18 protein-coding genes are annotated in these 24,106 nt (G+C 69.9%); 6 read left to right on the top strand and 12 right to left on the bottom strand.

All coding sequences use genetic code 11. The features are described 5' to 3' along the window. Window positions 1–155: 155 nt before the first annotated feature. The 10 genes from ACFVSU_RS14670 to ACFVSU_RS14715 all read right to left on the bottom strand — a co-directional run bounded on the left by ACFVSU_RS14670 (window position 156) and on the right by ACFVSU_RS14715 (window position 14,289). Window positions 156–1,589, bottom strand: a complete 1,434-nt coding sequence (locus tag ACFVSU_RS14670; protein WP_387144267.1) for a glycosyltransferase — start codon at window positions 1,587–1,589, stop codon at window positions 156–158. Further along, complete coding sequence (gene guaA, locus ACFVSU_RS14675) at window positions 1,586–3,169, bottom strand: glutamine-hydrolyzing GMP synthase (RefSeq protein WP_387144270.1); 1,584 nt, start codon at window positions 3,167–3,169, stop codon at window positions 1,586–1,588. Before guaA ends, ACFVSU_RS14670 begins: the two co-directional genes overlap by 4 nt. After that, on the bottom strand, window positions 3,166–3,666 hold the full coding sequence (locus ACFVSU_RS14680) for a DUF3817 domain-containing protein (protein ID WP_310288618.1): 501 nt from the start codon (window positions 3,664–3,666) through the stop codon (window positions 3,166–3,168). Before ACFVSU_RS14680 ends, guaA begins: the two co-directional genes overlap by 4 nt. A 126-nt stretch (window positions 3,667–3,792) precedes the next feature. Next, on the bottom strand, window positions 3,793–7,053 hold the full coding sequence (locus ACFVSU_RS14685) for a metallophosphoesterase (protein ID WP_387144274.1): 3,261 nt from the start codon (window positions 7,051–7,053) through the stop codon (window positions 3,793–3,795). Between the two features lie 3 nt (window positions 7,054–7,056). Then, window positions 7,057–8,976: a fibronectin type III domain-containing protein gene (locus tag ACFVSU_RS14690; protein ID WP_387144277.1), complete on the bottom strand. Its 1,920-nt coding sequence runs from the start codon at window positions 8,974–8,976 to the stop codon at window positions 7,057–7,059. Window positions 8,977–9,245: 269 nt separating this feature from the next. Continuing rightward, window positions 9,246–10,052: an SURF1 family protein gene (locus tag ACFVSU_RS14695; RefSeq protein WP_387145250.1), complete on the bottom strand. Its 807-nt coding sequence runs from the start codon at window positions 10,050–10,052 to the stop codon at window positions 9,246–9,248. Between the two features lie 80 nt (window positions 10,053–10,132). Beyond that, window positions 10,133–11,251: a GuaB3 family IMP dehydrogenase-related protein gene (locus ACFVSU_RS14700; RefSeq protein ID WP_387145253.1), complete on the bottom strand. Its 1,119-nt coding sequence runs from the start codon at window positions 11,249–11,251 to the stop codon at window positions 10,133–10,135. 47 nt (window positions 11,252–11,298) lie between these two features. Continuing rightward, on the bottom strand, window positions 11,299–12,987 hold the full coding sequence (locus ACFVSU_RS14705) for an ABC-F family ATP-binding cassette domain-containing protein (RefSeq protein WP_387144280.1): 1,689 nt from the start codon (window positions 12,985–12,987) through the stop codon (window positions 11,299–11,301). Window positions 12,988–13,178: 191 nt separating this feature from the next. Next, entirely contained in the window at window positions 13,179–13,463 is a 285-nt protein-coding gene (locus tag ACFVSU_RS14710) for a DUF2277 domain-containing protein (protein ID WP_045297069.1), read from the bottom strand. 172 nt (window positions 13,464–13,635) lie between these two features. After that, a complete protein-coding gene (locus ACFVSU_RS14715) occupies window positions 13,636–14,289 on the bottom strand; it encodes a TetR/AcrR family transcriptional regulator (RefSeq protein ID WP_387144283.1) in 654 nt (217 codons plus the stop codon). 96 nt (window positions 14,290–14,385) lie between these two features. Between ACFVSU_RS14715 and ACFVSU_RS14720 the strand changes: the two genes are divergently transcribed. Further along, a complete protein-coding gene (locus tag ACFVSU_RS14720; RefSeq protein ID WP_387144286.1) occupies window positions 14,386–15,861 on the top strand; it encodes an MFS transporter in 1,476 nt (491 codons plus the stop codon). A 50-nt stretch (window positions 15,862–15,911) separates the two neighbouring features. Here ACFVSU_RS14720 and ACFVSU_RS14725 read toward each other — a convergent pair whose 3' ends face one another. Continuing rightward, window positions 15,912–16,535 (bottom strand): TMEM175 family protein, encoded by a 624-nt coding sequence (locus tag ACFVSU_RS14725; RefSeq protein ID WP_387144289.1) that lies wholly within the window; start codon window positions 16,533–16,535, stop codon window positions 15,912–15,914. 110 nt (window positions 16,536–16,645) lie between these two features. Here ACFVSU_RS14725 and ACFVSU_RS14730 point away from each other — a divergent pair, with 110 nt between their 5' ends. Next, window positions 16,646–17,791, top strand: a complete 1,146-nt coding sequence (locus ACFVSU_RS14730) for an FAD-dependent oxidoreductase (protein WP_387144292.1) — start codon at window positions 16,646–16,648, stop codon at window positions 17,789–17,791. 75 nt (window positions 17,792–17,866) lie between these two features. Here ACFVSU_RS14730 and guaB read toward each other — a convergent pair whose 3' ends face one another. Then, window positions 17,867–19,369 (bottom strand): IMP dehydrogenase, encoded by a 1,503-nt coding sequence (gene guaB, locus ACFVSU_RS14735; protein ID WP_310288600.1) that lies wholly within the window; start codon window positions 19,367–19,369, stop codon window positions 17,867–17,869. A 369-nt stretch (window positions 19,370–19,738) separates the two neighbouring features. Here guaB and ACFVSU_RS14740 point away from each other — a divergent pair, with 369 nt between their 5' ends. From ACFVSU_RS14740 to ACFVSU_RS14755, 4 genes are all read left to right on the top strand, one after another. Then, window positions 19,739–21,022 carry a branched-chain amino acid ABC transporter permease gene (locus ACFVSU_RS14740; RefSeq protein ID WP_387145256.1) on the top strand — a complete coding sequence of 428 codons (1,284 nt, stop codon included), beginning with the start codon at window positions 19,739–19,741 and terminating at the stop codon, window positions 21,020–21,022. 2 nt (window positions 21,023–21,024) lie between these two features. Continuing rightward, entirely contained in the window at window positions 21,025–22,032 is a 1,008-nt protein-coding gene (locus ACFVSU_RS14745; protein ID WP_387144295.1) for a branched-chain amino acid ABC transporter permease, read from the top strand. A gap of 31 nt (window positions 22,033–22,063) precedes the next feature. Beyond that, on the top strand, window positions 22,064–23,041 hold the full coding sequence (locus ACFVSU_RS14750; RefSeq protein WP_387145259.1) for an ABC transporter ATP-binding protein: 978 nt from the start codon (window positions 22,064–22,066) through the stop codon (window positions 23,039–23,041). Between the two features lie 83 nt (window positions 23,042–23,124). Then, window positions 23,125–23,862 carry an ABC transporter ATP-binding protein gene (locus ACFVSU_RS14755; protein ID WP_387145266.1) on the top strand — a complete coding sequence of 246 codons (738 nt, stop codon included), beginning with the start codon at window positions 23,125–23,127 and terminating at the stop codon, window positions 23,860–23,862. Window positions 23,863–24,106 lie beyond the last annotated feature (244 nt).

Genomic DNA, 24,106 nt, shown 5'->3' on the forward strand with positions numbered 1-24,106 from the left:
GCCTGCGCGCGCGCCGGGGTCGCAGCATCCGTTTCCGCTCCCGGCGGCTCTGCCGACGGCGGATCTCCCTCGCCGCGGCCGATCTCGGCGACTCGCCAAGATCGACCCGTCCGGGGCGCAGGCTGTGGCGACTCGCCAAAACGTCCGGGGAGAGTTCAGGCGCGGCGCGAGGGACTCTCGACCGCGGCGCGGAGCGCGGCGACGAGCGCCGGACGCACCTCGTCGGCCGTGAACGCGGCTGCAGCGCCACGCGCACGCGACGCCAGTTCGGCACGGCGGTCGTCGTCGCGCAGCAGCTCGATGATCGCGTCCGCGAAGGCGTCGACGTCGCCGGGCGGCACGACGATGCCCGCGTCGGCGATCGCCTCGCGCGGGCCGTACCGGGCGTCGAACGAGACGACCGGCAGTCCGCGGGCGAGCGCCTCGGCGATCGACAGGCCCTGGCCTTCGAACGCCGTCGACGTGACGAACAGCGCGGCTCGGTCGAAGATCGCGTCGCGCTGGTCGGTGGCTCCGTGGAGCGTCACGGATGCTGCGACCCCGAGCTCGTCGATCAGCCTCTGCAGCTCGTCCCGGAGCGGGCCGTCGCCGTACACGTCGAGCCGCGCTTCGGGCACCACCTCGGCCACCCGCTGCCAGGCCCGGATCGCGAGGTCGACGCGCTTCTGCGGGGCGAGGCGGTTCAGCATGACGACGCGGTGTGGATCGCGGGACGCCGCGTCCGGCGGTGTGGCGCCGAGCTCGATCGTGTTGGGCACGACGTGGAACGTGCCGGGGTCGCCGAACCGCGCGGCCACCTCGTCGCGCTGCGCGGCCGTCGGCCACAGCACCGCGTCGTAGCGATCGAACGTCGAAAGCCACCGCTGCCACAGCCCGACGACCGGAGCTTGCGGATCGTCGTGGGGCTCCGGCAGGTGCGAGTTGTGCACGGTGTGGACGAGACGCACGCGAGGGTCGTCCCAGTCGACGAGCGTCTCGCCGATCTGACGCGATTCGAAGATCACCACGAGCAGCCGATCGGGGTCACCCGCCTCGGCGCGCCGCTCGTCGGCGAGGTGGGTGAGCCATGCGGCGTAGAGGCTGCGGAAGCCGCGCAGCACACGGTCGCCGTCGGGGGCGTGCACGACGAGCGGTGCGTCGGTGAGGTGCCACGTCGGGTTGTCGCGGAACACCGGGAGCGACACGATCGCCGAGCCCGAGGCTGGGCCCACGCGGCCGGAGGCTCCGCTCGACGCGCCAGCGGCGAGTGGAGGGGCCGTGGGGACCATGATCACGCGCTGCTCGCCCTCGAACGAGCCGGCCGTGCAGGGCTCGCCGGCGGCGAAGAGCCATGACGGATCCGCGACGATGTCGTCGAAGAGGTTGCGCGCCGAGGCAGTGCTGTCGAGCAGGCCCGCGTCGACGAACGCCTGCCGCTGCGCGGCGTGGTCGTCGGGGGTCCCGCCGTCGACGCTCAGCAGCAGCGGATCGGGCGCTCCGGCCGACGCGAGCAGGCGCAGTCGCGAGGGCACGGCCACCGCGAACCCGCCGTCGAGCCCCAGCGCCACCCGGCTGCCGACCAGGAAGTAGTCGGCCTCGGGCAGCTTCACTCCCACTCGATGGTCCCCGGGGGCTTCGAGGTCACGTCGAGGACGACGCGGTTGACGTCGCGCACCTCGTTGGTGATGCGGTTCGAGATCTTCGAGAGCACGTCGTAGGGCAGGCGCGTCCAGTCGGCGGTCATCGCGTCTTCGCTCGAGACGGGTCGCAGCACGATCGGGTGGCCGTAGGTTCGGCCGTCGCCCTGCACTCCCACCGAGCGCACGTCGGCCAGCAGCACGACCGGGCACTGCCAGATCTCGCCGTCGAGGCCGGCCTTCGTCAGCTCTTCGCGGGCGATGGCGTCGGCATCGCGCAGAATCTCGAGACGGTCAGCGGTGACCTCACCCACGATCCGGATGCCGAGGCCGGGGCCCGGAAACGGCTGGCGGCCGACGATGACCTCCGGGAGTCCGAGCTCACGGCCGATCGCGCGCACCTCGTCCTTGAACAGGGTGCGCAGCGGCTCGACGAGCTCGAACTGCAGGTCCTCGGGAAGGCCGCCCACGTTGTGGTGCGACTTGATGTTCGCGGTGCCGGTGCCGCCGCCGGACTCGACGACGTCGGGGTAGAGCGTGCCCTGGACGAGGAAGCGGATGGGCTCGCCGTCGGCAGCGGCCTCGGCGACGAGGGCCTTCTCGGCCGCCTCGAACGTGCGGATGAACTCGCGCCCGATGATCTTGCGCTTCTGCTCGGGGTCGCTGACGCCGGCGAGCGCGTTCAGGAACTGCTCGCGGGCGTCGACGGTGACCAGGCGGACGCCGGTGGAGGCGACGTAGTCCTGCTCGACCTGCTCGCGCTCGTCTTTACGGAGGAGTCCGTGGTCGACGAAGATGCAGACGAGCTGGTCGCCGACGGCCTTGTGCACGATCGCGGCGGCCACGGCGGAATCGACGCCGCCCGACAGCCCGCAGATGACACGGCCGGAGCCGACCTGCGCCTGGATCTTCGCGACCTGCTCGGCGATGACGTTGCCGCTGTTCCAGTCGGCGGGGAGGCCCGCCGCCTTGTGCAGGAAGTTCTCGATGACGTTCTGCCCGTGGTCGGAGTGCTTGACCTCGGGGTGCCACTGCACGCCGTAGAAGCGGCGCTCGTCGCTGCCGAAGGCGGCCACCGGGGTGGCTCCGGTCGAGGCCAGCACGTCGAAGCCCTCGGGGGCGCGCGAGACCTGGTCGCCGTGGCTCATCCAGACGTTCTGCTCGGCCGGCTGACCGCCCAGCAGCACACCGCCGTCGCCCGTGACCGCGGCATCCGTCGCTCCGTACTCACGGAGTCCGGTGTTGGCCACCTCGCCGCCGAGCGCCTGCGCCATGACCTGGAAGCCGTAGCAGATGCCGAGCGTCGGCACGCCGAGGTCGAAGACGCCGGTGTCGAGCGCCGGCGCGCCCTCTTCGTAGACCGATGACGGGCCGCCCGAGAGGATGATGCCGACCGGGTTCTTCGCCGCGATGTCAGCGGCGGTCGCCGTGTGCGGCACGATCTCGCTGTACACGCCGGCCTCGCGGACGCGGCGCGCGATCAGCTGCGCATACTGGGCGCCGAAGTCGACGACGAGGACGGGACGCTGGGAGGTCTCGGTCTGTGCGGTCAACGCTTGTTCTCCGTCGGGATCGAGTGGGTGAGGGTCGAGTGCGCGGCCTGGGAGTGCAGCTCCGCTGCCTCACGCTCGGCCAGGTAGGTCTTGACGTCGCGGCCGACGCGCGCCTCCATGAAGAACGACAGGAGGGGCACGATACCGCCGGCGGCGAGCATGCCCAGGCGCAGGAGGTTCCAGCGCATGAGGCTCCACACGCGGAAGCACGAGATCAGGTAGACGACGTAGAACCAGCCGTGGGCGACGAGGATGCCGAGCGACAGGTTGAACCCGTCACCGGTCGACTCGAGGCCCGAGGCCGTCTCGACGACGGGGGCGAACCACAGGAACCCGCCGGAACCACCGAGGAACAGCTCGTAGCCGACGACGTACTTGATGATCATCTCGGCGACGAGCAGCAGCAGCATCGTGCCCGTGATGATCGAGCACACCTGGTAGAACTTCAGGGCTCCGCGGATCGCCGGAAAGGAAGCGAGCTTCGGGGCGCGGGGCATGACCCCCAGTCTACCCGCGGGGTTCCGGGGCGTTTCCCGCAGGCGTGCGATGCGGAACCGCCCTCCCCCGGCTCGGGAGAGGGCGGTTCCGGATGCTGCGGCCCGGGGCCGCACCATCCGTCATCGTCACTCGGGCAGGGTCACCTGGATCAGCCCGACCGGATAGCGGTCACGCGCCGAGACGTACAGTGCGTGCGTCGCGGGATCGATCGAGACGCCGTAGACCTTGTTGCCGTAGCGGTTCTCCTCCAGGCGCTCGACCAGCTCGAGGTCGCCGGTGTAGACCGACACCCCCGAGTTGTCGAAGATGATCCCCTGGTGCCCGACCACGACCGTGTCGGCGGCGGGGTCGACGGCGATGGAGCGGAAGTCCGCGTTCGCGTAGGCGAGGCGGTCGACCAGCGTGTAGTCCGATCCTCGGTACACGCGGATGCCCTCGGTCGAGCCGGCCGCGTCACTGTTGCTGACGTAGATCAGATCGTTCTCGGCGTCGTACGCGATGCCGTGCGAGCGCCAGGCTCCGCCGTCAGCGGGGCCTTCCACGAGCGTGATGAGCTCGCCCGTCGAGGCTTTGCGCACCTCGAAGCCCGACTGACGCAGCGCGCCGAACACGCGGTCCCCGGCGGGGTCGATGTCCATACCGCGCACGCCTCCGGGACCGAACGACAGCGGTCCCGAGACCTTGGCGCCGGTCTCGGCATCCATCACCACCCAACTGTCGCCGAACCCGACGGTCAGGTTCCCGCTGGCCGGGTCGAACGCGATGTCGCGCAGCCCGTCCTGGGCCGGGTCGAGCGTGGGCGCCGACAGCACCCGGACGACCGTGTCGGTCTTCGGGTCGACGACATGCACCCGCGCGGGGCGCATCTCGTTCGCCACGTAGACCAGGCCGGTGGCCGGGTCGACCGCCGAGCCGACGGGCTTGATATCGGGGTCGAGCTCGGTCGCGCCCGCGGGGAAGACCGTCAGCGCTGTCGCGGTGAACGGCTCCACGCCGGGATCCGTCGGGTCCGTCGGGTCCGTGGGATCGGTCGGGTCCGTCGGATCGGTCGGGTCCGTCGGATCGGTCGGGTCCGCCACGCGGATGCTGACCGTGACGGCCTTCGGGGCGAGCTCCTCGCCGGGCGGGTTGAGGCGGAAGTCGCGGTTCGCGACGAAGACGCGCTGACGTTCCTCGTCCACGACGATGCCGTAGCCGTCCTTGCCGAACTGCGGACCGACCTTGTCGACCAGCAGCGCCCCCGTCGCCAGCGAGTGCACCGAGAAGCCGCCTCGATCGGCCGACGTGCCGGTGTAGCCGATGTAGAGGAGCCCGTTCGTCGAGTCGATGTCGAGCTGACGTGCGTTCGGACGGACGGCCTTCTCCCACTTCTTGGCGAACCCGTTCTTCGCGTCGAACGCCTGGATGCCGGGGTTGCCCTCGACATCCGTGAACGACGTCGTCACGATCCAGCCCGTCTCCGGGTCGGCGGCGACGTAGTACGCGTCGGCGGTGCCGTTGATCACACCGAGCGACTCGCCCGTCGAGGCACGGAACACCTCGACGCCGCGCGCCGGCACGGCCACATAGACGTAGTCGTTGACCGGGTCGACGTCGATCGAGCGGTTGGACTCGATCACCGGATACGAACCACGCACCACCTCGCCGAACGTGGCGTCGGCGATCGACACCACGACCCAGTTGCGGTTCTGCTGGCCGACGTAGAGCAGCTCGTTCTCTTCGTCGACGCCGAGGTCGCGGATGTTCTCGGGCAGCGTCATCTCCCGCAGCACGGCATCCGTGTCGGGGTCGATCTCGAAGACCTTCCGGCTGTTCTGGTCGCCGAGGTACAGCACATCCCGCGCCTGGTGGTAAGCCACACCCGCCGGCAGGGCCGCGGTGTGCGCGCCGCCGAAGCTGTTCGGCATCACGGCGTCGAGCTGGGCGGTCTGCTCGTAGTCGAAGTCGCTCGCAGGGTCGGTCGGATCTGTCGGGTCGGTGGGGTCGGGACCGCCGGGCTCGCAGCCGAGGCACGGCGAAGGCGTGCCCGGGTCGATCACCTGCGGCTCGACACCATCGACGACGAGCTTCTGGCCGTCCTTCTTGGTGATCGTGAAGCCGTCCAGGAACGAGCCGTCGGCCGTCCGCGACTCGAAGCGCAGCGTGCCGGAGGCGACGTCGACGACCTGGTAGGTCTGCATCCCCGTCACGAGTCGGCGCAGGTGCGCGTCGTTCTCGTTCCAGTGCCGCGGACCCGCCTCGTAGAACTTCGACCCGACGCTCGAGGTGACGTACACCGTGCCGGTGTGGCTCAGCTCGGGGTCGGCGCCGGCCGGCAGGTCTGTCTCGCTCGCCAGGGTGTTGCCGCGACCGTAGGCGTGGTCATGCCCGGTGAGGACGAGGTCGACGCCGTGCTCCTCGAAGATCGGCCCCCACGTCTGGCGGATGCCGAGGTTGTTGCGACCCTCGTCGAGCGAATACACGGGGTGATGGAAGAACACCACCGTCCACTCGGACGGATTGTCGTCGAGCACACCCTCGAGCCACTCCGCCTGGACGTTCAGCCCCTCGGTGTCGACGATGTTGCTGTTGAGCGAGATGAAGCGCACGCCCTCGTGGTCGGTGTAGTAGACGGTGTCGTCGAGCTCGTCATACACCCCGCCCTCACCTTCGGGCCCGTTGTCGGGGAACGTGAACTGGCTCTGCCACTGCTCCGAGAGGCCGCCTTCGTACTCGTGGTTGCCGGGCGTGGTGAGCATGTTCTGCGTGCCCAGCGTGTACGAGAACGCGTCGTAGAGCTCGCCCCACTGCGCGTCGGACTCGGCGTCGTCCACCAGGTCGCCGATCTGCAGCACGAGATCGGCGTTCGGGCGGTCGCGGAACGCGTTGCGGATCACGCGCGATGCGTCGCTCGAGATGCCGTTCTGGATGTCGCCGAGGTACACGAACGAGAAGGTGTCCGCGGTGGCGGACGCCGTCTCGAAGTCCTGCCACTCGCTGAAGTTCGTGCCGTCGCCGACGCGGTACATGTACGCGACGCCGGGGAGCAGCCCCGACAGTGTCGCGGTGTGCACCGCCTGCGTGTAGCCCAGATCGGTCGTCTGCTCGGTGCGCTCCTGCGCGACGAGCTGCTGTACGCCGCCCGGGTACGGAGCCGGGGTGAGCGTGCGGAACTCGACGATGCCGTCCGTGACGTCGGTGGACGTGCGCCACGCGACGACCTGCTGCGTGGTCGGGTCCTCACCGGGGGTGAGCGTGATGCGGTCGGGCACGCGCGAGGCGGCGTACCGCTCCGCGGCGGGGACGGATGCCGCGTGCGCAGGCGCTGCGACGAGCACGCCGGCCGCGATCACGCCGAGGGCGAGACCGCCGGCGAGCAGGCGCCGGGGTGTGCGATGACGAGCCATGGCTCAGGAGGCCTTTCGGTTGCGGAGGACGGTGCGGGTGATGAGGACGCCGCCGGCGGCGGCGAGGAGGCCGCCGAGGGCGATGAGCGCGATCGGCAGTTCCGTGCCGGTGGTGGCGAGCTGGGCCGCGCCGCTTCCCGCCGGGCGGGTCACGATGATGTCGACGCTCACGGTGCGGTCGGACTCGAGTCCCGTCAGCACTATGGTGTGCTCGCCCGGAGTCGTGTCCTGCGGGATCGTCACTGTCGCAGCGACCGCACCCGCGTCGGTCGCGGTCGACAGCGCGAGGGTGACCGGCGTCGAGTGCAGCTCGATCGAGACGCGCTCGTCGGCGAGGAACCCGGTCGCGGTGAGCGTCAGGGTGTCCCCGGGCGCGACGGTGGTGTCACTCAGCGTGAGCGTGGGCTTGTCGGGGTCCGTCGGTCCCGTTGGGTCGGTGGGATCCGTCGGGTCGGTCGGGTCCGTCGGGTCGGTGGGATCCGTCGGGTCGGTGGGATCCGTCGGCAGCGCCGGCGGGGCGACGCCGTCGCGGCTCGAACCGGGGCCGCCGGCCCACAGCGTGTCGTCCGTGACGAGCTTGTCGCCGCCTGGGCCCTTGGTGATCGTGAACGCGTCGAACAGTGCGCCGTCGACCGTACGCGCTTCGACGTGCATGCGGCCGTCGTCGGTCACATCGACCGTCTGGAACAGCTGGACGTCGCGCCCCATGACCCGCAGGTCGGCGCCGTTGCTGGTCCAGTTGTTGTCGCCCTCGGGATCGGGAACGTACATCTTCGGTCCCGCGACGCTGACGAGGTAGACCGGTCCGGTGTGACTGGTCGCCGGGTCGGCGCCGTCCGGGAGGTTCTCCTCGTTCGCGACGAGGTTGCCGCGACCGTAGGCGTGGTCGTGGCCCTGAACGACAAGGTCGACGTCGTACTCCTCGAAGACCGGAAGCCACGACTCGCGCAGCTGCGCGTTGTCTCGGCCGCTGGTGACCGAGAACACCGGGTGGTGGAAACTGACGACGGTCCACGGGTTCGGATTGTCGGCGAGCACCTCCTCGAGCCAGGCGGTCTGCGCTGCGCGCGACTGTGTGCCCATGGCCTGCGTGCTGTCGAGGCTGATGAACCGCACGCCCTGGTAGTCGGTGTAGTACACCGTCTCGGCGAGGGTCGGCTGGTCGGCCGGGCCGTTCTTCGGGTACTCGAACTGCGCACCCCAGTACCGCGAGAGGTCCGGGCCGGGGTAGTACTCGTGGTTGCCCGTCGACGCGATCACGTTGAGGTACTGGTTCGAGAACGCGGCGGCCTCATGCCACTCGCCCCACTCGGCGTCGCTCGTCTCGGTGTCGATCAGGTCGCCGGCGTGCACGACGGCACGCGCGTACGGGCGCGCCTCGAACGCCGCACGGAATGCGCGCGACGTGTACGCCTTGTTGTCGTTCTGGGCGTCGCCCTGCACCAGGAAGCTGAAACCGCCCACCGCGTCGGCGGCGGTCGTGAACTCGAGCCACTCGCTCCACGTCTCGCCGTCGCCCACGCGGTAGACGTAGGTCGTGTCGGCCGCGAGTCCCTCGATGGTCGCGGAGTGATGCGCGACCTTGTAGCCGAGATTCGCGTTGAACTCGGTGTTCGTAGCGGCTGCGAGCGTCTGCGCACCGGAGACGAGGCTCGGGCCGCTCAGCGCCCACTGCACCTGCGGCGACGTCACCGCCTCCGACGTCCGCCATGTCACCGACTGGCTGGTCGTGGGCGTGGTCGTCGGCGTCAGGATGATCCGGTCCGGCACGGCGGTGGGCTTGTGGACGGTCGCGGGGTTGACGGCGGGCGGGGCGAGGCCGCCACCTGCTGCGACGGCCACACCTCCACCCATCGTGCTGAGACCCACGGCCACGGCAAGGGCACCTGCCGTGATCAGTGCGGGGCGAGCGTTTCGGGGCACGCGTGATCACCTCTCGAAGGAGCCGGCAGGGCCGGCTCGGTCGGCGCGCAAGGCGCAGGCCCGCCATATGGCGGGCCCGAGGCGAGTCTTGCGAAGCGGCGAGCCCGATTCCGGGCGGTTCCCCGGCTCTTCCCCGAGTGTTCACCCGCGCCCGAAACATTCACGCGGATGAATCTCGCCGGGCCCTCGGCGCTTCTCCGTCCCGTCGGATTCCGTTCACCTGAAGCCGTGAGGATTCCCCTCGCAGCCACGGAATTGTTGGTCCGGGTTCAGGATGTCGCGGGCTCGGGATCGCCTTCCGACTCGCGGCGGTCGTCCTCGAAGTCCTCGACCTCCTTCTCCCACGCGTCCTTCGCAAGGCGGTACCAGAGGTAGAAGGCGAAGCCGGCGAACACGGCCCACTCGACCGCGTAGAAGATGTTGAGCCAGTTGATGCCCGAGCCCTCCACCGGTGCCGGCGACGAGATCGCATCGAGCCCGGCGACAGCATCCACGGAGGCGATGTACGGGCGGTACACGAAGAGCGCATCGATGTCGTGCCACTGACCGAGCAGGGCCGCGGGCGACATGCGCGTCAGCGTCTGCGGGTCCGCACCACGGGGCGGGAGCAGCGGCCCCTCGTCCGAGATCAGGCGTCCGGTCACCTCGACGGTCTCACCGGCGGATGCTGCGTCCTCGAGTTGCTCGATGGCCGCGCGCGCATCCTCTTCGGTGGCCGCCCACCCGAGCGCCACGGCGACCGACGTCGGGCCGACCGTCGCGCTCACGTCGGGGTCGATGCGCAGCTGCCCGGTCACCCAGTAGCCCTCGGCGCCGTCGTTGTAGCGCGACTCGACGACGATGAAGTCCTCGGGGACCCAGGTTCCGCGGGTCTCCACGCGCTGGCCGACGAGCGGCTCCGGCAGGTACTCGCCCGGCAGGGCGACGTCGGCCAGGGGCTGCACCTCTTCGGTCGCCCCCGGCGGCACCGGATTCGTCGTCACCGCACGACCGAGCTGCCACTGCCCGAGCCACGCGAACACGCCCGCGACGACGAGGCAGAGCAGCAGCATCCCGATCCATCGCGGGCGCAGCATCACCTCGCGCAGGGTCGGCGGGAAGGCCTCGGGCGCGAGGTCAGCCCCTCCCGTCGGGTCGGGGTCGGTCATGGCACCCGTCATCCCGCGGCGTACGGCGCGACGACGACCTCGACCCGCTGGAACTCCTTGAGGTCGGAGTATCCGGTCGTGGCCATCGACTTGCGCAGGGCCCCGATGAGGTTCGCGGTGCCGTCGGCGACCGGCGCGGGGCCGTAGAGGATCTCCTCGAGCGACGCGACCTGGTCGACCTTCACGCGGCGGCCGCGCGGAAGCTTGGCGTGGTGCGCCTCGGGTCCCCAGTGGAAGCCCTGGCCCGGAGCATCCGTCGCGCGCGCGAGCGCCACGCCGAGCATGACGGCGTCGGCGCCCATCGCGATCGCCTTGACGATGTCGCCCGACGTGCCCACGCCGCCGTCCGCGATGACGTGCACGTAGCGCCCGCCCGACTCGTCGAGGTAGTCGCGGCGCGCGCCGGCGACGTCGGCGACCGCGGTCGCCATCGGGGCGTGCAGGCCCAGGGTCGCGCGCGTGGTGGACGCGGCTCCCCCGCCGAAGCCGACGAGAACGCCGGCAGCGCCCGTCCGCATGAGGTGCAGGGCGGCGGTGTACGTCGAGGCGCCGCCCACGATGACGGGGACATCGAGGTCGTAGATGAACTTCTTGAGGTTCAGCGGCTGGTCGACGCTCGAGACGTGCTCGGCCGAGACCGTGGTGCCGCGGATCACGAAGAGGTCGACACCGGCGGCGACGACCGTCTCGTACAGCTCCTGGGTGCGCTGCGGGGTGAGGGAACCGGCGACCGTGACACCGCCCGCGCGGATCTCGGCGAGGCGATCGCGCACGAGCTCGGGCTTGATGGGCTCGCTGTACAGCTCCTGCATGCGACGGGTCGCGGCGGCCTTCTCCATGCCGGCGATCTCGGCCAGCAGCGGCTCGGGGTCGTCGTAGCGGGTCCACAGGCCCTCGAGGTCGAGGACGCCCAGGCCGCCGAGCTGACCCAGCATGATCGCGGTGCGCGGGCTCACGACCGAGTCCATCGGGGCGCCCAGCACCGGGATGTCGAAGCTGAAGGCGTCGATCGTCCACGTGGTCGAGACGTCTTCGGGGTTGCGCGTGCGCCGCGAGGGCACCACCGCGATGTCGTCGAACGTGTAGGCGCGACGCGCCCGCTTGGCCCGGCCGAGTTCGATGTCCATGCTCACGCGACCAGCCTACCTTCCGGGGTTCTCACGACTCGAAAGCGTCAGCGCGCCCGCGCGACGCGGGACTCGTCCCAGACCGGCTCATTCGACTCGAAGACACGGCCGTCGGAGCCGAAGACGAGGAACCGGTCGAAGGACTTCGCGAGCCAGCGGTCGTGCGTCACGGCGAGCACGGTGCCCTCGAAGCGGGCTAGGGCATCCTGCAGCGCCTCGGCCGAGACGAGGTCGAGGTTGTCGGTCGGCTCGTCGAGCAGCAGCAGCGTCGCACCCGAGAGCTCGAGCAGCAGGATCTGGAACCGCGCCTGCTGCCCGCCCGACAGGCTGTCGAACGTCTGCTCGGCCTGCGCGACGAGTCCGTACCGGTCGAGCGCGCTCGACGCGGCCTCGCGGGGCAGCCCGGCGCGGGCGTCCTCGCCGCGATGGAGGATGTCGAGCAGCGTCTTGCCGTCGAACTCGGGGTGGCGGTGGGTCTGCGCGAACCATCCCGGCACGACGCGCGCGCCGAGGATCCCGCGCCCGGTGTGCGCCACGGGATCCAGTGCGGCGCCCGTCGTCGTGAGATGCCCGAGGCGCCCGTCGGGGTCGGTGCCGCCGCGGGCGAGCAGCCGAAGGAAGTGCGACTTGCCCGAGCCGTTCGATCCGAGCACCGCGACCCGGTCGCCGAACCACACCTCGAGATCGAACGGCTTCATGAGCCCCGTGAGCTCGAGCTGCTCGGCGACGACCGCCCGCCGGCCCGTGCGCGCGCCGCGCAGGCGCACGTCGAGGTCCTGCTCCCTCGGGCGCTCCTGCGGCGGACCCGCCTCCTCGAACTTCCGCAGCCGCGTCTGAGCCGCGCGATACCGAGAGGTGAAGGTGTCGTTGGCCGTGGCCTTGACCTTGAGGGTCGCCACGAGCTCTTTGAGCTTGACGTGCTGCTCGTCCCAGCGGCGGCGCAGCTCGTCGAGGCGCAGCATCCGGTCCTCCCGTGCCCGGTGATAGGTGCCGAAGCCGCCGCCGTGCACCCACGCGGTGCTCCCCGCGCCGCCCGCTTCGAGGGTCACGATGCGGTCGGCGGCACGGGCCAGCAGCTCGCGGTCGTGCGACACCAGCAGCACCGTCTTCTGCGTCTCGCGCAGGCGCCCTTCGAGCCACCGCTTGCCGGGAACGTCTAGGTAGTTGTCGGGCTCGTCGAGCAGCAGCACCTGGTCGGGTCCGCGCAGCAGCGCCTCGAGCGCGAGCCGCTTCTGCTCGCCGCCCGACAGCGTGGTGAGCTCGCGGAACCGTGCACGCGAGAACGGGATGCCGAGGGCCGTGGTCGTGCACGTGTCCCAGACGGTCTCGTACTCGTAGCCGCCGGCTTCGGCGTAGTCGGCGAGCGCTCCGGCGTAGCGCATCTGCGTGTCGAGGTCGTCGTGCTCGATGATCGCCGCCTCGGAGTCCTCGAGCTCGCGCGCGGCGCGACGCACGCGGTCGGGGGCGACGGCGATGAGGAGGTCGTGAACCGTCTGCCCGGCCTCGCCGTGGCCGACGAACTGGTCCATGACGCCGAGGCCGCCGTCGATGGACACGACACCGGCGAGCGCCGGAGTCTCACCCCGGATGATGCGCAGCAGCGTCGTCTTGCCGGCGCCGTTCTGGCCGATGAGCGCCGTCGTCGACCCCTCGCCCACGCGGAACGAGACCTCGTCGAGCAGCGGCCGACCGTCCGGCAGCGCATACGAGACGGCGGCGATGTCGATGTACCCCACGGTGTTCCCTGTCTGCTCCGATGCGGCATCCGTCGCCGTTCAGGGAGCCGACCAGACTCCCCACCCCCCGCTCGTCGAGCGAGCGAGGAACGAGTGAGACGAAACGCACCGAACCGGCGTCGACCGCAGGCCCGAGGCGTCTCGTCTTCGCGTGCCAGAGCGCGCTCCACTCAACGAGCGGAGAACCGAGCTCAGGCGGCGGGGGCGGCGTACCTGCCCGAGCGGATCGCGCGCTCACGCGCCTTGGCGGCCTCGACCTCGCGGTTCTTGGGCGGCGTCACCGCGACGAGGTCGTCGAGCAGGTGCTGCGTGATGTGCGCGATCTCGTGCACGGCGTGGTCGAAGGCCTCCTGGTTCGCCTTCGAGGGCTTGGTCGTGCCCGCGATCTTGCGCACGTACTGGAGCGCGGCGGCGTGGACCTCGGCGGACGAGGCTGCGGGCTCGAAGTTGTGGAGCGTGTGGATGTTCCGGCACATGCCCCCGACCCTACGCCGCGCCCCCGACGCGGGCCAGGGAGCAGCATCCGTCCCCCGTTCACATCGCGTGCTGTTACCGAGACCACCCGTTGCGCGCGCGAACGACGTATGCGCTCGGCGAGATCACGTGATGTGAACGGATGCTGCGGCCCGCAGCATCCGTCCCCCGCATCTACCAGCGGTCGGTGCCGCGCGGGAGGACCTCGAGCACGTGGGGCAGCTCGGTCGGGAAGCAGGAGCGGAAGAGCTCGGTGATCTGCGGGTCGGAGCCGTAGTCGTCCACGATGCGCAGGCCGATCATCGTCGAGATGAGCATGCCCTCGGCCATGAACGCGCGCGACTCGTCGGCGTCGAGCCCCATCTCGTCGCGGAAGAACCGCCAGACCTTCGCGAAGCCCTGGCGCGCGGCCGCGCCGATGACGGGATGACTCCCGAGCAGGTAGGCGTGCGCGAGCGTCTGGTGGAGCCCGCGCACCGCGATGAGGTCGACGTAGGCCTGTCCGATGCGCTTGGCCGCCGCCTTCTCCGGCGTGATGTCGGGGTCGTGCGGGGAGTCGTCGGCGAGCGCCGCCCGGAAACCGGCGAGCATGCGCGCCAGGGCGTCTTCGATCGCCGCGAGGAACAGGTTCTCCTTCGAGCCGAAGAGTCGCACGACGTACGGCTGGCTGACCCCGGCGGCGCGGGCCACCTCATCGGTCGTCGCGCCCTCGTAGCCGCGGGCGCCGAACACGGCGAGCGCGGCCACCAGGATCTGACGGCGCCGCTCCTCCGACGACAGGCGCTTGCCCGTCTCGGCCGGTGCCTCGTCCACTGCCGGAGATGTCATGCCGAAAGGTTATCAGCGAATGACTTGACTTTGTAATCAGTCGATTACTACATTAATCTCCAGCAGGTAATCATCCAATTACAACCGGAGCCTCCCATGACCGAATCACCCCTCATCGCGACCCCCCGTCGCACGCGGCCGTTCGCGCTCGTGGTGGCCGCGGCATCCCTCCCGATGTTCATGGCCACGCTCGACAACCTCGTCATGACGAACGCGCTCCCGGTGCTGCACCGCGAGATGGGCGCGAGCGTCGAAGAGCTGCAGTGGTTCGTCAACGCGTACACGCTGGCGTTCGCCGGCGCGATCCTCATCGCTTCGGCGCTCGGCGACCGGTTCGGCCGCCGCACCCTCTTCGCGATCGGCATCGCCGTGTTCGGCGTGGGCTCGGTACTCGCCGCCCTCAGCACCGACCCGGGTCAGCTCATCGCCGCCCGCGCCGTGCAGGGTCTGGGCGCCGCGGGCGTGATGCCCCTCTCTCTGGCGCTCCTGAGCGGGGCGGTGCCACCGGCCAGGCGCGCCCTCGCGATCGGCATCTGGGGCGGCGTCTCGGGCCTCGGCGTCGCGGTCGGCCCGCTCGTCGGCGGGGCGATCATGGAAGGCTGGGACTGGCAGGCGATCTTCTGGATCAACGTGCCCGTCGCGATCATCGCGATCCCCCTCGCGCTCGTCGTGCTGAACAACGACTTCGGCGCACGCGCCCGCATCGACATTCCGGGTGCACTGCTCGCCGCCGCCGGTGTGCTCGCCCTCGTGCACGCCATCGTGCGCGGCAACGACGACGGCTGGGACTCGATCGGGGTCATCGCCGAGATCGTGCTCGGCACGCTGCTCGTCGCCGCGTTCCTCTGGTGGCAGACCCGCGCGCAGGCGCCCCTCATGCCGCTGCGCCTCTTCCGCGACCGCTCGTTCTCGATCACCAACATCGTCGGGTTCGCGTTCAGCTTCGGCACGTTCGGCGCGGTGTTCATCCTGATCCAGTACCTGCAGGTCGTGCAGGGGTCCACGCCCCTCGAAGCCGCGGTGCAGACCACCCCGTGGACCCTCGCGCCCATGATCGTCGCCCCGATCGCCGGCATCCTGGCTCCCCGCGTCGGGACGCGCATCCTGCTGGTGCTCGGTCTCGCCCTGCAGGGCATCGCCCTCACATGGATCGCCGCCGTCATGTCGACCGACCTCGACTACCCGACGCTGATCGCGCCGTTCATCATGGCCGGCGTCGGCATGGCACTCGTGTTCGCCCCGTCGGCGACGGCGCTGCTCGCGACGCTCGGGCTCATCGACCACGCCAAGGCGTCCGGCGTGAACTCCACCGTCCGCGAGCTCGGCGTCGCGCTCGGCACCGCCGTGATGACCGCCATCTTCGTGAGCGCCGGCGGCGAGCTCCTGCCCGACATGTACGTCGACGCCGCCCGCCCCGCGGTCTTCACCGGTGCGGCCGTCCTGTTCGCCGCGACGATCGTGGCGCTGTGGCTCCCCTCCGGCAAGGGGACGACGGATGCTGCGACCCCCGCCACCGATCGGGCCGAGGCGGCCGGGTCAGAGATGGCAGAGGCGACGCCCGCCGCCGTCTGAGCGCTCGCGCAGCACCCCGGGACGAGGCATCCGTCCCGGGGTGCTGCGCGTCAGCTGTTCCGCCCGCGGAGCAGCCTCGTGAACGGCCCGTCGAGGGCGAACAGCAGGAATGCGAGCGACCCGATCCACGGCGCGAGCACCACGACGAGGGCCGAGATGATGAGGGCGCTCAGCGAGCTGCGCCCGTAGGCGATGGCGTCGTCCTTCGTCATGTCGGGGAGCAGCACATCGCGCCGGCGCACCGCCCAGCCCCATTGCAGCCAGCTGAACAGGATCGCGAGGAAGAACGTCACGGGCATCGCGAGCCGGCCCGCGAGCCACTCGGAGTACTCGGTCGTGAGGTTGGTCGCGAACGGCACCAGCACGATGAACAGCAGGCGCGCGTTGTTCAGCCACACCGTCGTCGCATCCACGCGCGCGACGTGCTCGAACTGCTGGACGTGCACCATCCACATGAGGCACAGCAGCACGAAGCTCAGGCCGAAGTTCAGGAACAGCTCGTACATGCCCGCGAGCGCGGCCCACATCTGCGCGTCCGACTCGACCTTGCCGAGCGAGTGCTGGGTGAGGTCGAGCACGAGAAGCGTCGCCGCGATCGCGAAGACCCCGTCCGTGAACGCCTCGAGACGCGTCGTTCGCTGCGTCGCCGCCGGATGCCGCCGCTGCCTGATCATGGCGCCAGGGTAGCGACACTCGCGACGCACGGTGCAGAGCGCCCGCCGTCACACGGGGTCACCGCAGCTTCGCGGCCGCACGTGCTGGGGTTGGATGGAGGAGGAGACGGATGCTGCGCCCCTCGGCATCCGAGACCTGGGAGGCCCACGTGACCGAGCATGTTCCGTACGTCGTGGTCGGCGCGGGTGCCATGGGGCTGGCGGCGACGTGGCAGCTCGCGCGGCGCGGACATCGCGTGGTCGCGCTCGAGCGTTTCGAACGGGGTCACACCCGCGGCGCCTCGCACGGCGCCACCCGCAACTTCAACAACGCCTACGGCGCCGCCCACTACCTCGATCTGCTCACGCTGGCGCGCGCCCAGTGGGACGAGCTCTCGCGCGCGACCGGCGAACCGCTGCTGCGCCTGCACGGGCTCGTGACCCACGGCGACGACGCCGTCGTCGCCGATGTGCACGGCGCGCTCCTCGCCCGCGGCGAGCGCGCCGAGGTGCTCGCCGCGAACGAGGCGGCACGGCGCTGGCACGGGATGCGGTTCACCGGCGACGTGCTGTTCACGCCCGACGCCGGGGTGGTCCGCGCGTCGGCGGCCCTCGAGGCGCTCGAGCAGGACGCGCGCAGCCACGGAGCCGACGTCCGCTTCGGGCACCGCGTGGTCTCGCTCGACGAGCGCGCCGACGGCGTCGCGCTGACGGTCGACGTCGGCGGCGAGCGCCACGACCTCCTGGCCGAGACCGTGGTGGCGACCTCGGGAGCCTGGACTGGCGGCATCCTTCCGGCGTCCTTCCCGCTCCCCCGGTTGACCGTGACCGAGGAGAGCCCCGCGCACTTCGCCCCCATCACGCCGGATGCGCTGTGGCCGTCGTTCAACCATCTCCTGCCGCCCGAGCGGTACCCCGCGAACGTCTACGGCATGCCGACGCCGGGCGAGGGCGTGAAGGTGGGCTTCCACCTCGTCGGCCCCGTGGTCGATCCCGACGCCCGCACCTTCCGCCCGGTGGCCGCGCGGGCCGCGCAGCTGCGCGACTATGTGGCCGAGTGGTTCCCGGGTCTCGACGCCGACTCGGCCGAGCCCATCAGCTGCACCTACACGTCCACGGAATCGCAGGACTTCGTCCTCGACCGACGCGGCCGCATCGTGGTCGGCGCCGGCTTCTCCGGCCACGGCTTCAAGTTCACGCCGGCCGTGGGCTCCGTGCTCGCCGACCTCGCGACGGACGACGCCGCGCGGGCCGCGGAGCCGTTCCGCCTCCCCTGACCACGCTCACCGGGAACGACGGATGCCTCGACCCTGCGCAGCGCGCGGGGCCGAGGCATCCGTTTCCGAAGCGGGTTACTTCTTGTAGTTGGGGGCCTCGACGACGATCTGGACGTCGTGCGGGTGCGACTCCTTGAGGCCGGCCGCGGTGATGCGGACGAACTTGCCCTTGGCCTTGAGCTCGTCGATCGTGCGGGCGCCGACGTAGAACATCGACTGGCGCAGACCGCCGACGAGCTGGTAGGCGACGGCCGAGACCGGACCGCGGTAGGCGACCTGGCCCTCGATGCCCTCGGGGATGAGCTTGTCGTCGGTGGGGACGTCGGCCTGGAAGTAGCGGTCCTTCGAGTACGACGTCTTCTTGCCGCGGGTCTGCATCGCACCCAGCGAGCCCATGCCGCGGTACTGCTTGAACTGCTTGCCGCCCTGGAAGACGATCTCGCCCGGCGACTCGTCGGTGCCGGCGAGGAGCGAGCCCAGCATGACGGTGTCGGCGCCGGCGACGAGCGCCTTGGCGATGTCGCCCGAGTACTGCAGGCCGCCGTCGGCGATCACCGGGATGCCGGCTTCGCGCGCGGCCAGGTAGGCCTCGTACACCGCGGTCACCTGCGGCACGCCGACGCCGGCGACGACGCGGGTGGTGCAGATCGAGCCCGGGCCGACGCCGACCTTGACGGCGTCGACGCCCGCGTCGATGAGCGCCTGTGCGCCCTCGCGGGTCGCGACGTTGCCGCCGATGACGTCGATGTGGTCGAAGCTCGCGTCGGCCTTGATCCGGCGGACGATGTCGATGACACCCTGCGACTGGCCGTTGGCGGTGTCGACGACGATGACGTCGACACCGGCGTCGCGCAGAGCTTCGGCGCGCTGCCAGGCGTCGCCGAAGAAGCCGATGGCGGCACCGACGCGGAGGCGGCCCTGCTCGTCCTTGGTGGCGAGGGGGTACTTCTCGCTCTTGTCGAAGTCCTTGATGGTGATGAGGCCCGCGAGCTTGCCGTGCTCATCGATGAGCGGGAGCTTCTCGACGCGGTGCTGCGCGAAGAGCGCGATGACCTCGCCGGCGCTGATGCCCACGCGGCCGGTGACCAGGCCGTCGGTGGTCATGACGTCGCGCACCTTGGTGGTCTGACGCTCGAAGCCCGAGACGAAGCGCATGTCGCGGTTCGTGACGATGCCCACGAGGTGGTTCTCATCGTCGACGACCGGAAGGCCCGAGATGCGGTACTGCGCGCAGAGCGAGTCGACCTCTTCGATCGTGGTGTCGGGGGTGGTCGTGATGGGGTCGGTGATCATGCCCGACTCACTCCGCTTGACGCGGTCGACCATCGACGCCTGGTCCTCGATCGCGAGGTTGCGGTGGATGATCCCGAGACCGCCTTCGCGGGCGATCGCGATCGCCATGCGCGACTCCGTCACCGTGTCCATCGCGCTCGAGATGAGCGGGGTCGCGACGGTGATGCGTCGCGTCACTCGGGACGAGGTGTCGGCTTCGCTGGGGATCACGTCGGTGTGGCCGGGCAGCAGCAGCACATCGTCGTAGGTCAGTCCGACGAAGCCGAAGGGGTCGTTGTGCTCCATGGGGGTCTCCTCGCGCGGGCGCGCGCGTGCTCTGGGGGTGGACGGCGGCGGCCGGTGCGCTCGTGACGCTCCGTACTCGATTCTAAGCGCGCACGGGCGCCGTTTGTTCCCGGGATAACGGCACGCGCGAGCGCGCGCGAGCCGGTGAGCGCTGTCCGGTTGCGATCGGATCACTTATCCACAAGGGACCTTGGGCGAAACAGTGACGACACATTACAGTCGTAGCGTCGTCATCACGGCCGATGCGACCCGAGCTTCGGTGTCCGCGTGGTGTGCCGAACTGGAGGTTCTGTGGGTCCTACGACTGTGACCACGATCAACAGCCGCCGCTGGATCCTCGTGATCTTCGGCCTGCTCTTGGCCGCGGGAATGGTGTTCCTGTCCGCACCCACCGGTGCGCACGCGGACGCCCCCGACACCCCCGGCGGCGACCAGGAGCAGACCGACTTCTACTTCGGCGGCGTGATCAAGTACAACGACGAGCCCGTCGAGGGCGTGACGATGTCGATCGAAGGCAACGGCTTCAAGGCCGACACCGTGACCGACGCCGAGGGCAAGTGGCGTCTGTACGTGCCCGAGAAGGAGGAGTACGTCCTCACCGTCGACGAGGACACGCTGCCCGACGGCGTGATCGTCGACCCGGCGCAGCTGCCCGAGGGCATCCAGCCCAAGCAGGGGACGACGGCGTCGTTCGACGTGAGCTTCGGCCTCACCGGCTCGAAGATCGTCAACCTCTTCCTCGGCGAGGGTGAACGCGTCACCACGTCATTCTGGGATCAGCTCATCGAGCGGATCATGAACGGCATCAACTTCGGCCTGCTGCTCGCGCTCGCGGCCGTCGGCGTCTCGCTCATCTTCGGCACGACCGGCCTCAGCAACTTCGCCCACGGCGAGATGCTGACCTATGGCGCCGTGATGGCCCTCATCTTCGGCGTGTGGCTCAAGGTGCCGATGTACATCACGATCCCGATCGTCATCGTGCTCGGCGCGATCCTCGGCTGGGCCCTCGACTCCGGACTGTGGCGTCCTCTGCGGCGCCGCGGGCTCGGGCTCGTGCAGCTCATGATCGTGAGCATCGGTCTCTCGCTGGCCGGCAGGTACGTCTTCCAGTTCTTCATCGGCGGAGGCACGTACCAGCTGCCCGGAGCAGGAGCGCCGCGCGACATCGTCATCGGCCCGATCAAGCTGTCGTGGATCGACGTCACCTCGATGGCGATCAGCATCGTGCTCCTCATCGCCGTCGCGTACTGGCTGCTGCGCACCCGCATCGGCAAGGCGACGCGCGCGATCAGCGACAACCCTGGTCTCGCCGCCGCCTCCGGCATCAACGTCGACCGCGTGATCCGGATCGTGTGGATCCTCGCCGCGGCGCTCGCCGCGATCGCCGGTGTGCTGTGGGCGTACTTCCGCCCCGGCGTCAAGTGGGACATGGGCGTGCAGGTCCTGCTGCTGATCTTCGCGGCGGTGACCCTGGGCGGGCTCGGAACGGCCTTCGGCGCTCTCATCGGCGCGCTCATCGTCGGCATCCTGGTCGAGATCTCGACGCTGTGGATTCCGCCGGACATGAAGTACGTCGGCGCGCTCGCCGTACTGATCATCATCCTGCTGGTGAGACCCCAGGGCATCTTGGGCCGGAAAGAGAGGCTCGGTTAGTCATGGACTGGGGACAGATCTTCAACAACACCGCTTACTGGGTCTTCAGCCCGGAGACCATCGCGTACGCGCTCGCGGCGACCGGCCTGGCCGTCCAGTTCGGATTCGGCGGCCTGCTGAACTTCGGTATGGCCGGCTTCATGGCCCTCGGCGCCTACGGGTACGCGATCTCGATCCTGAGCTTCGGCTGGCCCTGGTGGGCGGGCATCCTGGTCGGCTGCGTCGCTGCCGTGATCTTCGCGCTCATCCTCGGTATCCCGACGCTGCGTCTGCGCGCCGACTACCTCGCCATCGTGACGATCGCCGCCGCTGAGATCGTGCGTCTGCTGCTCACGACCCAGCTGTTCGACGAGTGGACGAACTCCGCCGACGGTCTCGGCGGCTACCATGCCGGTTTCCGCGGGGCGAATCCGTTCCCGAAGACCGGAGCCGACGGCGAGCCGATCATCTACGGGTTCGGGCCTTGGCAGTGGACCGCCGACCAGCTGTGGGTGCGCGTCTTCGGTATCATCCTGCTGGCGATCGCCGTCTACATCGTGTGGGCCATCATGCGCAGCCCGTGGGGTCGCGTGCTGAAGGGCATCCGCGAGGACGAGGACGCCGTCCGCTCGCTCGGCAAGAACGTCTTCTCGTACAAGATGCAGGCGCTCATGATCGGTGGCGTCTTCGGCGCCCTCGGCGGTGTGGTGTTCGCCCTCCCGTCGGCGGTGGTCCCGGCGACGTACACGACGAGCCTCACGTTCTTCATCTGGACGATCCTGCTGCTCGGCGGCGCGGCCACCGTGTTCGGCCCCGTCGTGGGCTCGGTCATCTTCTGGGTGATCATGGGCTTCCTCGACAACGTGCTCCCGGTGCTCGCCCAGTCCGACATCCCGATCATCTCGCTGCTGACCGCACAGCAGGCGGCGACGCTGCGGTTCATCCTCGTCGGCGTCGCGCTCATGCTGATCGTCATCTTCCGCCCGCAGGGCATCTTCGGAAACAAGAGGGAGCTGACCTTTGTCAAGTAACCCGCCCAGCAACCCGCCGGCCGATGAGCCGGTGGTCCCGGTCACGACCGCGACCGGCAGCATCCGTCGCCCGAAGACCACGGGTCTCGCGAAGGGCGATGCCGTCCCCGGCGTCGCGAAGAACGATCCGATCCTCGTCATCGACGACGTCACCCGCCGCTTCGGCGGTCTGACCGCCGTCGACGTCGAGCACCTCGAGATCCCGCGGAACGCGATCACGGCTCTCATCGGCCCCAACGGCGCCGGCAAGACGACCCTCTTCAACCTGCTGTGCGGCTTCGACAAGCCGAACTCGGGAACGTGGAGCTTCGACGGACAGAACCTGTCGGGCATCCCGTCGTTCAAAGTCGCCCGCATGGGCCAGGTCCGCACGTTCCAGCTCACCAAGGCCCTGTCGCTTCTCACGGTGCTCGAGAACATGAAGCTCGGCGCCACCGGCCAGCGAGGCGAGAGCCTGTGGGCCAGCATCGTCCCGGCGATCTGGCGCAAACAGGACAACGACATCGAAGACAAGGCGATGGAGCTGCTCACGCGGTTCAAGCTCGACGCCAAGTCCGACGACTATGCGGCATCGCTCTCGGGTGGCCAGCGCAAGCTCCTCGAGATGGCGCGCGCCCTCATGAGCGACCCGACGCTGGTGATGCTCGACGAGCCCATGGCCGGCGTCAACCCGGCACTCACCGAGTCGCTGCTCGACCACATCCTCGACCTCAAGGACCTCGGCATGACCGTGCTCTTCGTCGAGCACGACATGCACATGGTGCGCCACATCGCCGACTGGGTCGTCGTCATGGCCGAGGGCAAGGTCGTGGCCGAAGGCCCGCCCGACACCGTCATGCAGGACGCGGCGGTGATCGACGCCTACCTCGGAAGCCACCAGGACGTCGACCTCGGCGTCGTGACCGGGCGCGTGGCCGGCGAACTCGACGCGTCGGCGGAGGAGCTGCTCGAGGAGATCAAGGAGGCCGAGGAGGCCTCGATCGCCGAGGCCGAGGAGGAGAACAAGTGACCGACCCTTCGACAGGCTCAGGAACCGGCGCCGGCTCGGGCAACGGGGCCGGCACCGCACCCGCCGGCGGCATCGCCACCGAGATCAAGAGCGACCGCATCGTCGTCGAGGTCAAGGACCTCACCGCCGGCTACCTGCCGGGCATCAACATCATCAACGGGGCCAACCTCGTCGCCCGCAAGGGCGAGCTGATCGGCATCATCGGCCCGAACGGCGCCGGGAAGTCGACGCTGCTGAAGTCGATCTTCGGCATGGTCAAGGTGCGCGGCGGCGAGATCACGGTCGACGGCACCAGCGTCGTCGGCCTCAAGTCCGACAAGCTCGTGCAGCGCGGCGTCGGCTTCGTGCCGCAGACGAACAACGTCTTCCCCTCGCTCACGATCGAGGAGAACCTGCAGATGGGGCTCTACCAGCGCCCCAAGGCGTACGCCGAGCGGCTCGACTTCGTCACCGGGATCTTCGCCGAGCTCGGCAAGCGCCTCAAGCAGCGCGCGGGCTCGCTCTCGGGCGGTGAGCGCCAGATGGTCGCGATGTCGCGCGCGCTCATGATGAACCCGTCCGTCCTGCTCCTCGACGAGCCCTCGGCCGGCCTGTCGCCCGTCCGCCAGGACGACGCCTTCATCCGCGTCTCCGACATCAACAAGGCCGGCGTGACCACGATCATGGTCGAGCAGAACGCCCGCCGCTGCCTGCAGATCTGCGACCGCGGCTACGTCCTCGACCAGGGCCGCGACGCCTACGAGGGCACCGGGCGCGAGCTGCTCAGCGACCCCAAGGTCATCGGTCTCTACCTCGGCAGCCTCGGCGCCGACGGGGCCTGATCCGATACAGCCCATAAGAAGGAGGGGACCGGATGCTGCAGCATCCGGTCCCCTCCTTCTTCTCTGTCTGCGCCGGGCCGAGCCCGCGAGCCCCGACCCCGCCCTCCGCGCCGAGACCGCAGTGTCCGGCCGAGACCTCGGGGAATCCCCACGGTCTCGTCCGCCGACTGTCGTCTCACGGATGAAGGGGGTGTCGCGGCCGCCCGTGCCCGGAGCGCCCCCTGGCCTCGGCGAGGCGCAGCGC

It is taken from the genome of Microbacterium sp. NPDC058062, from assembly GCF_042885375.1.
GTDB lineage: Bacteria > Actinomycetota > Actinomycetes > Actinomycetales > Microbacteriaceae > Microbacterium > Microbacterium trichothecenolyticum_C.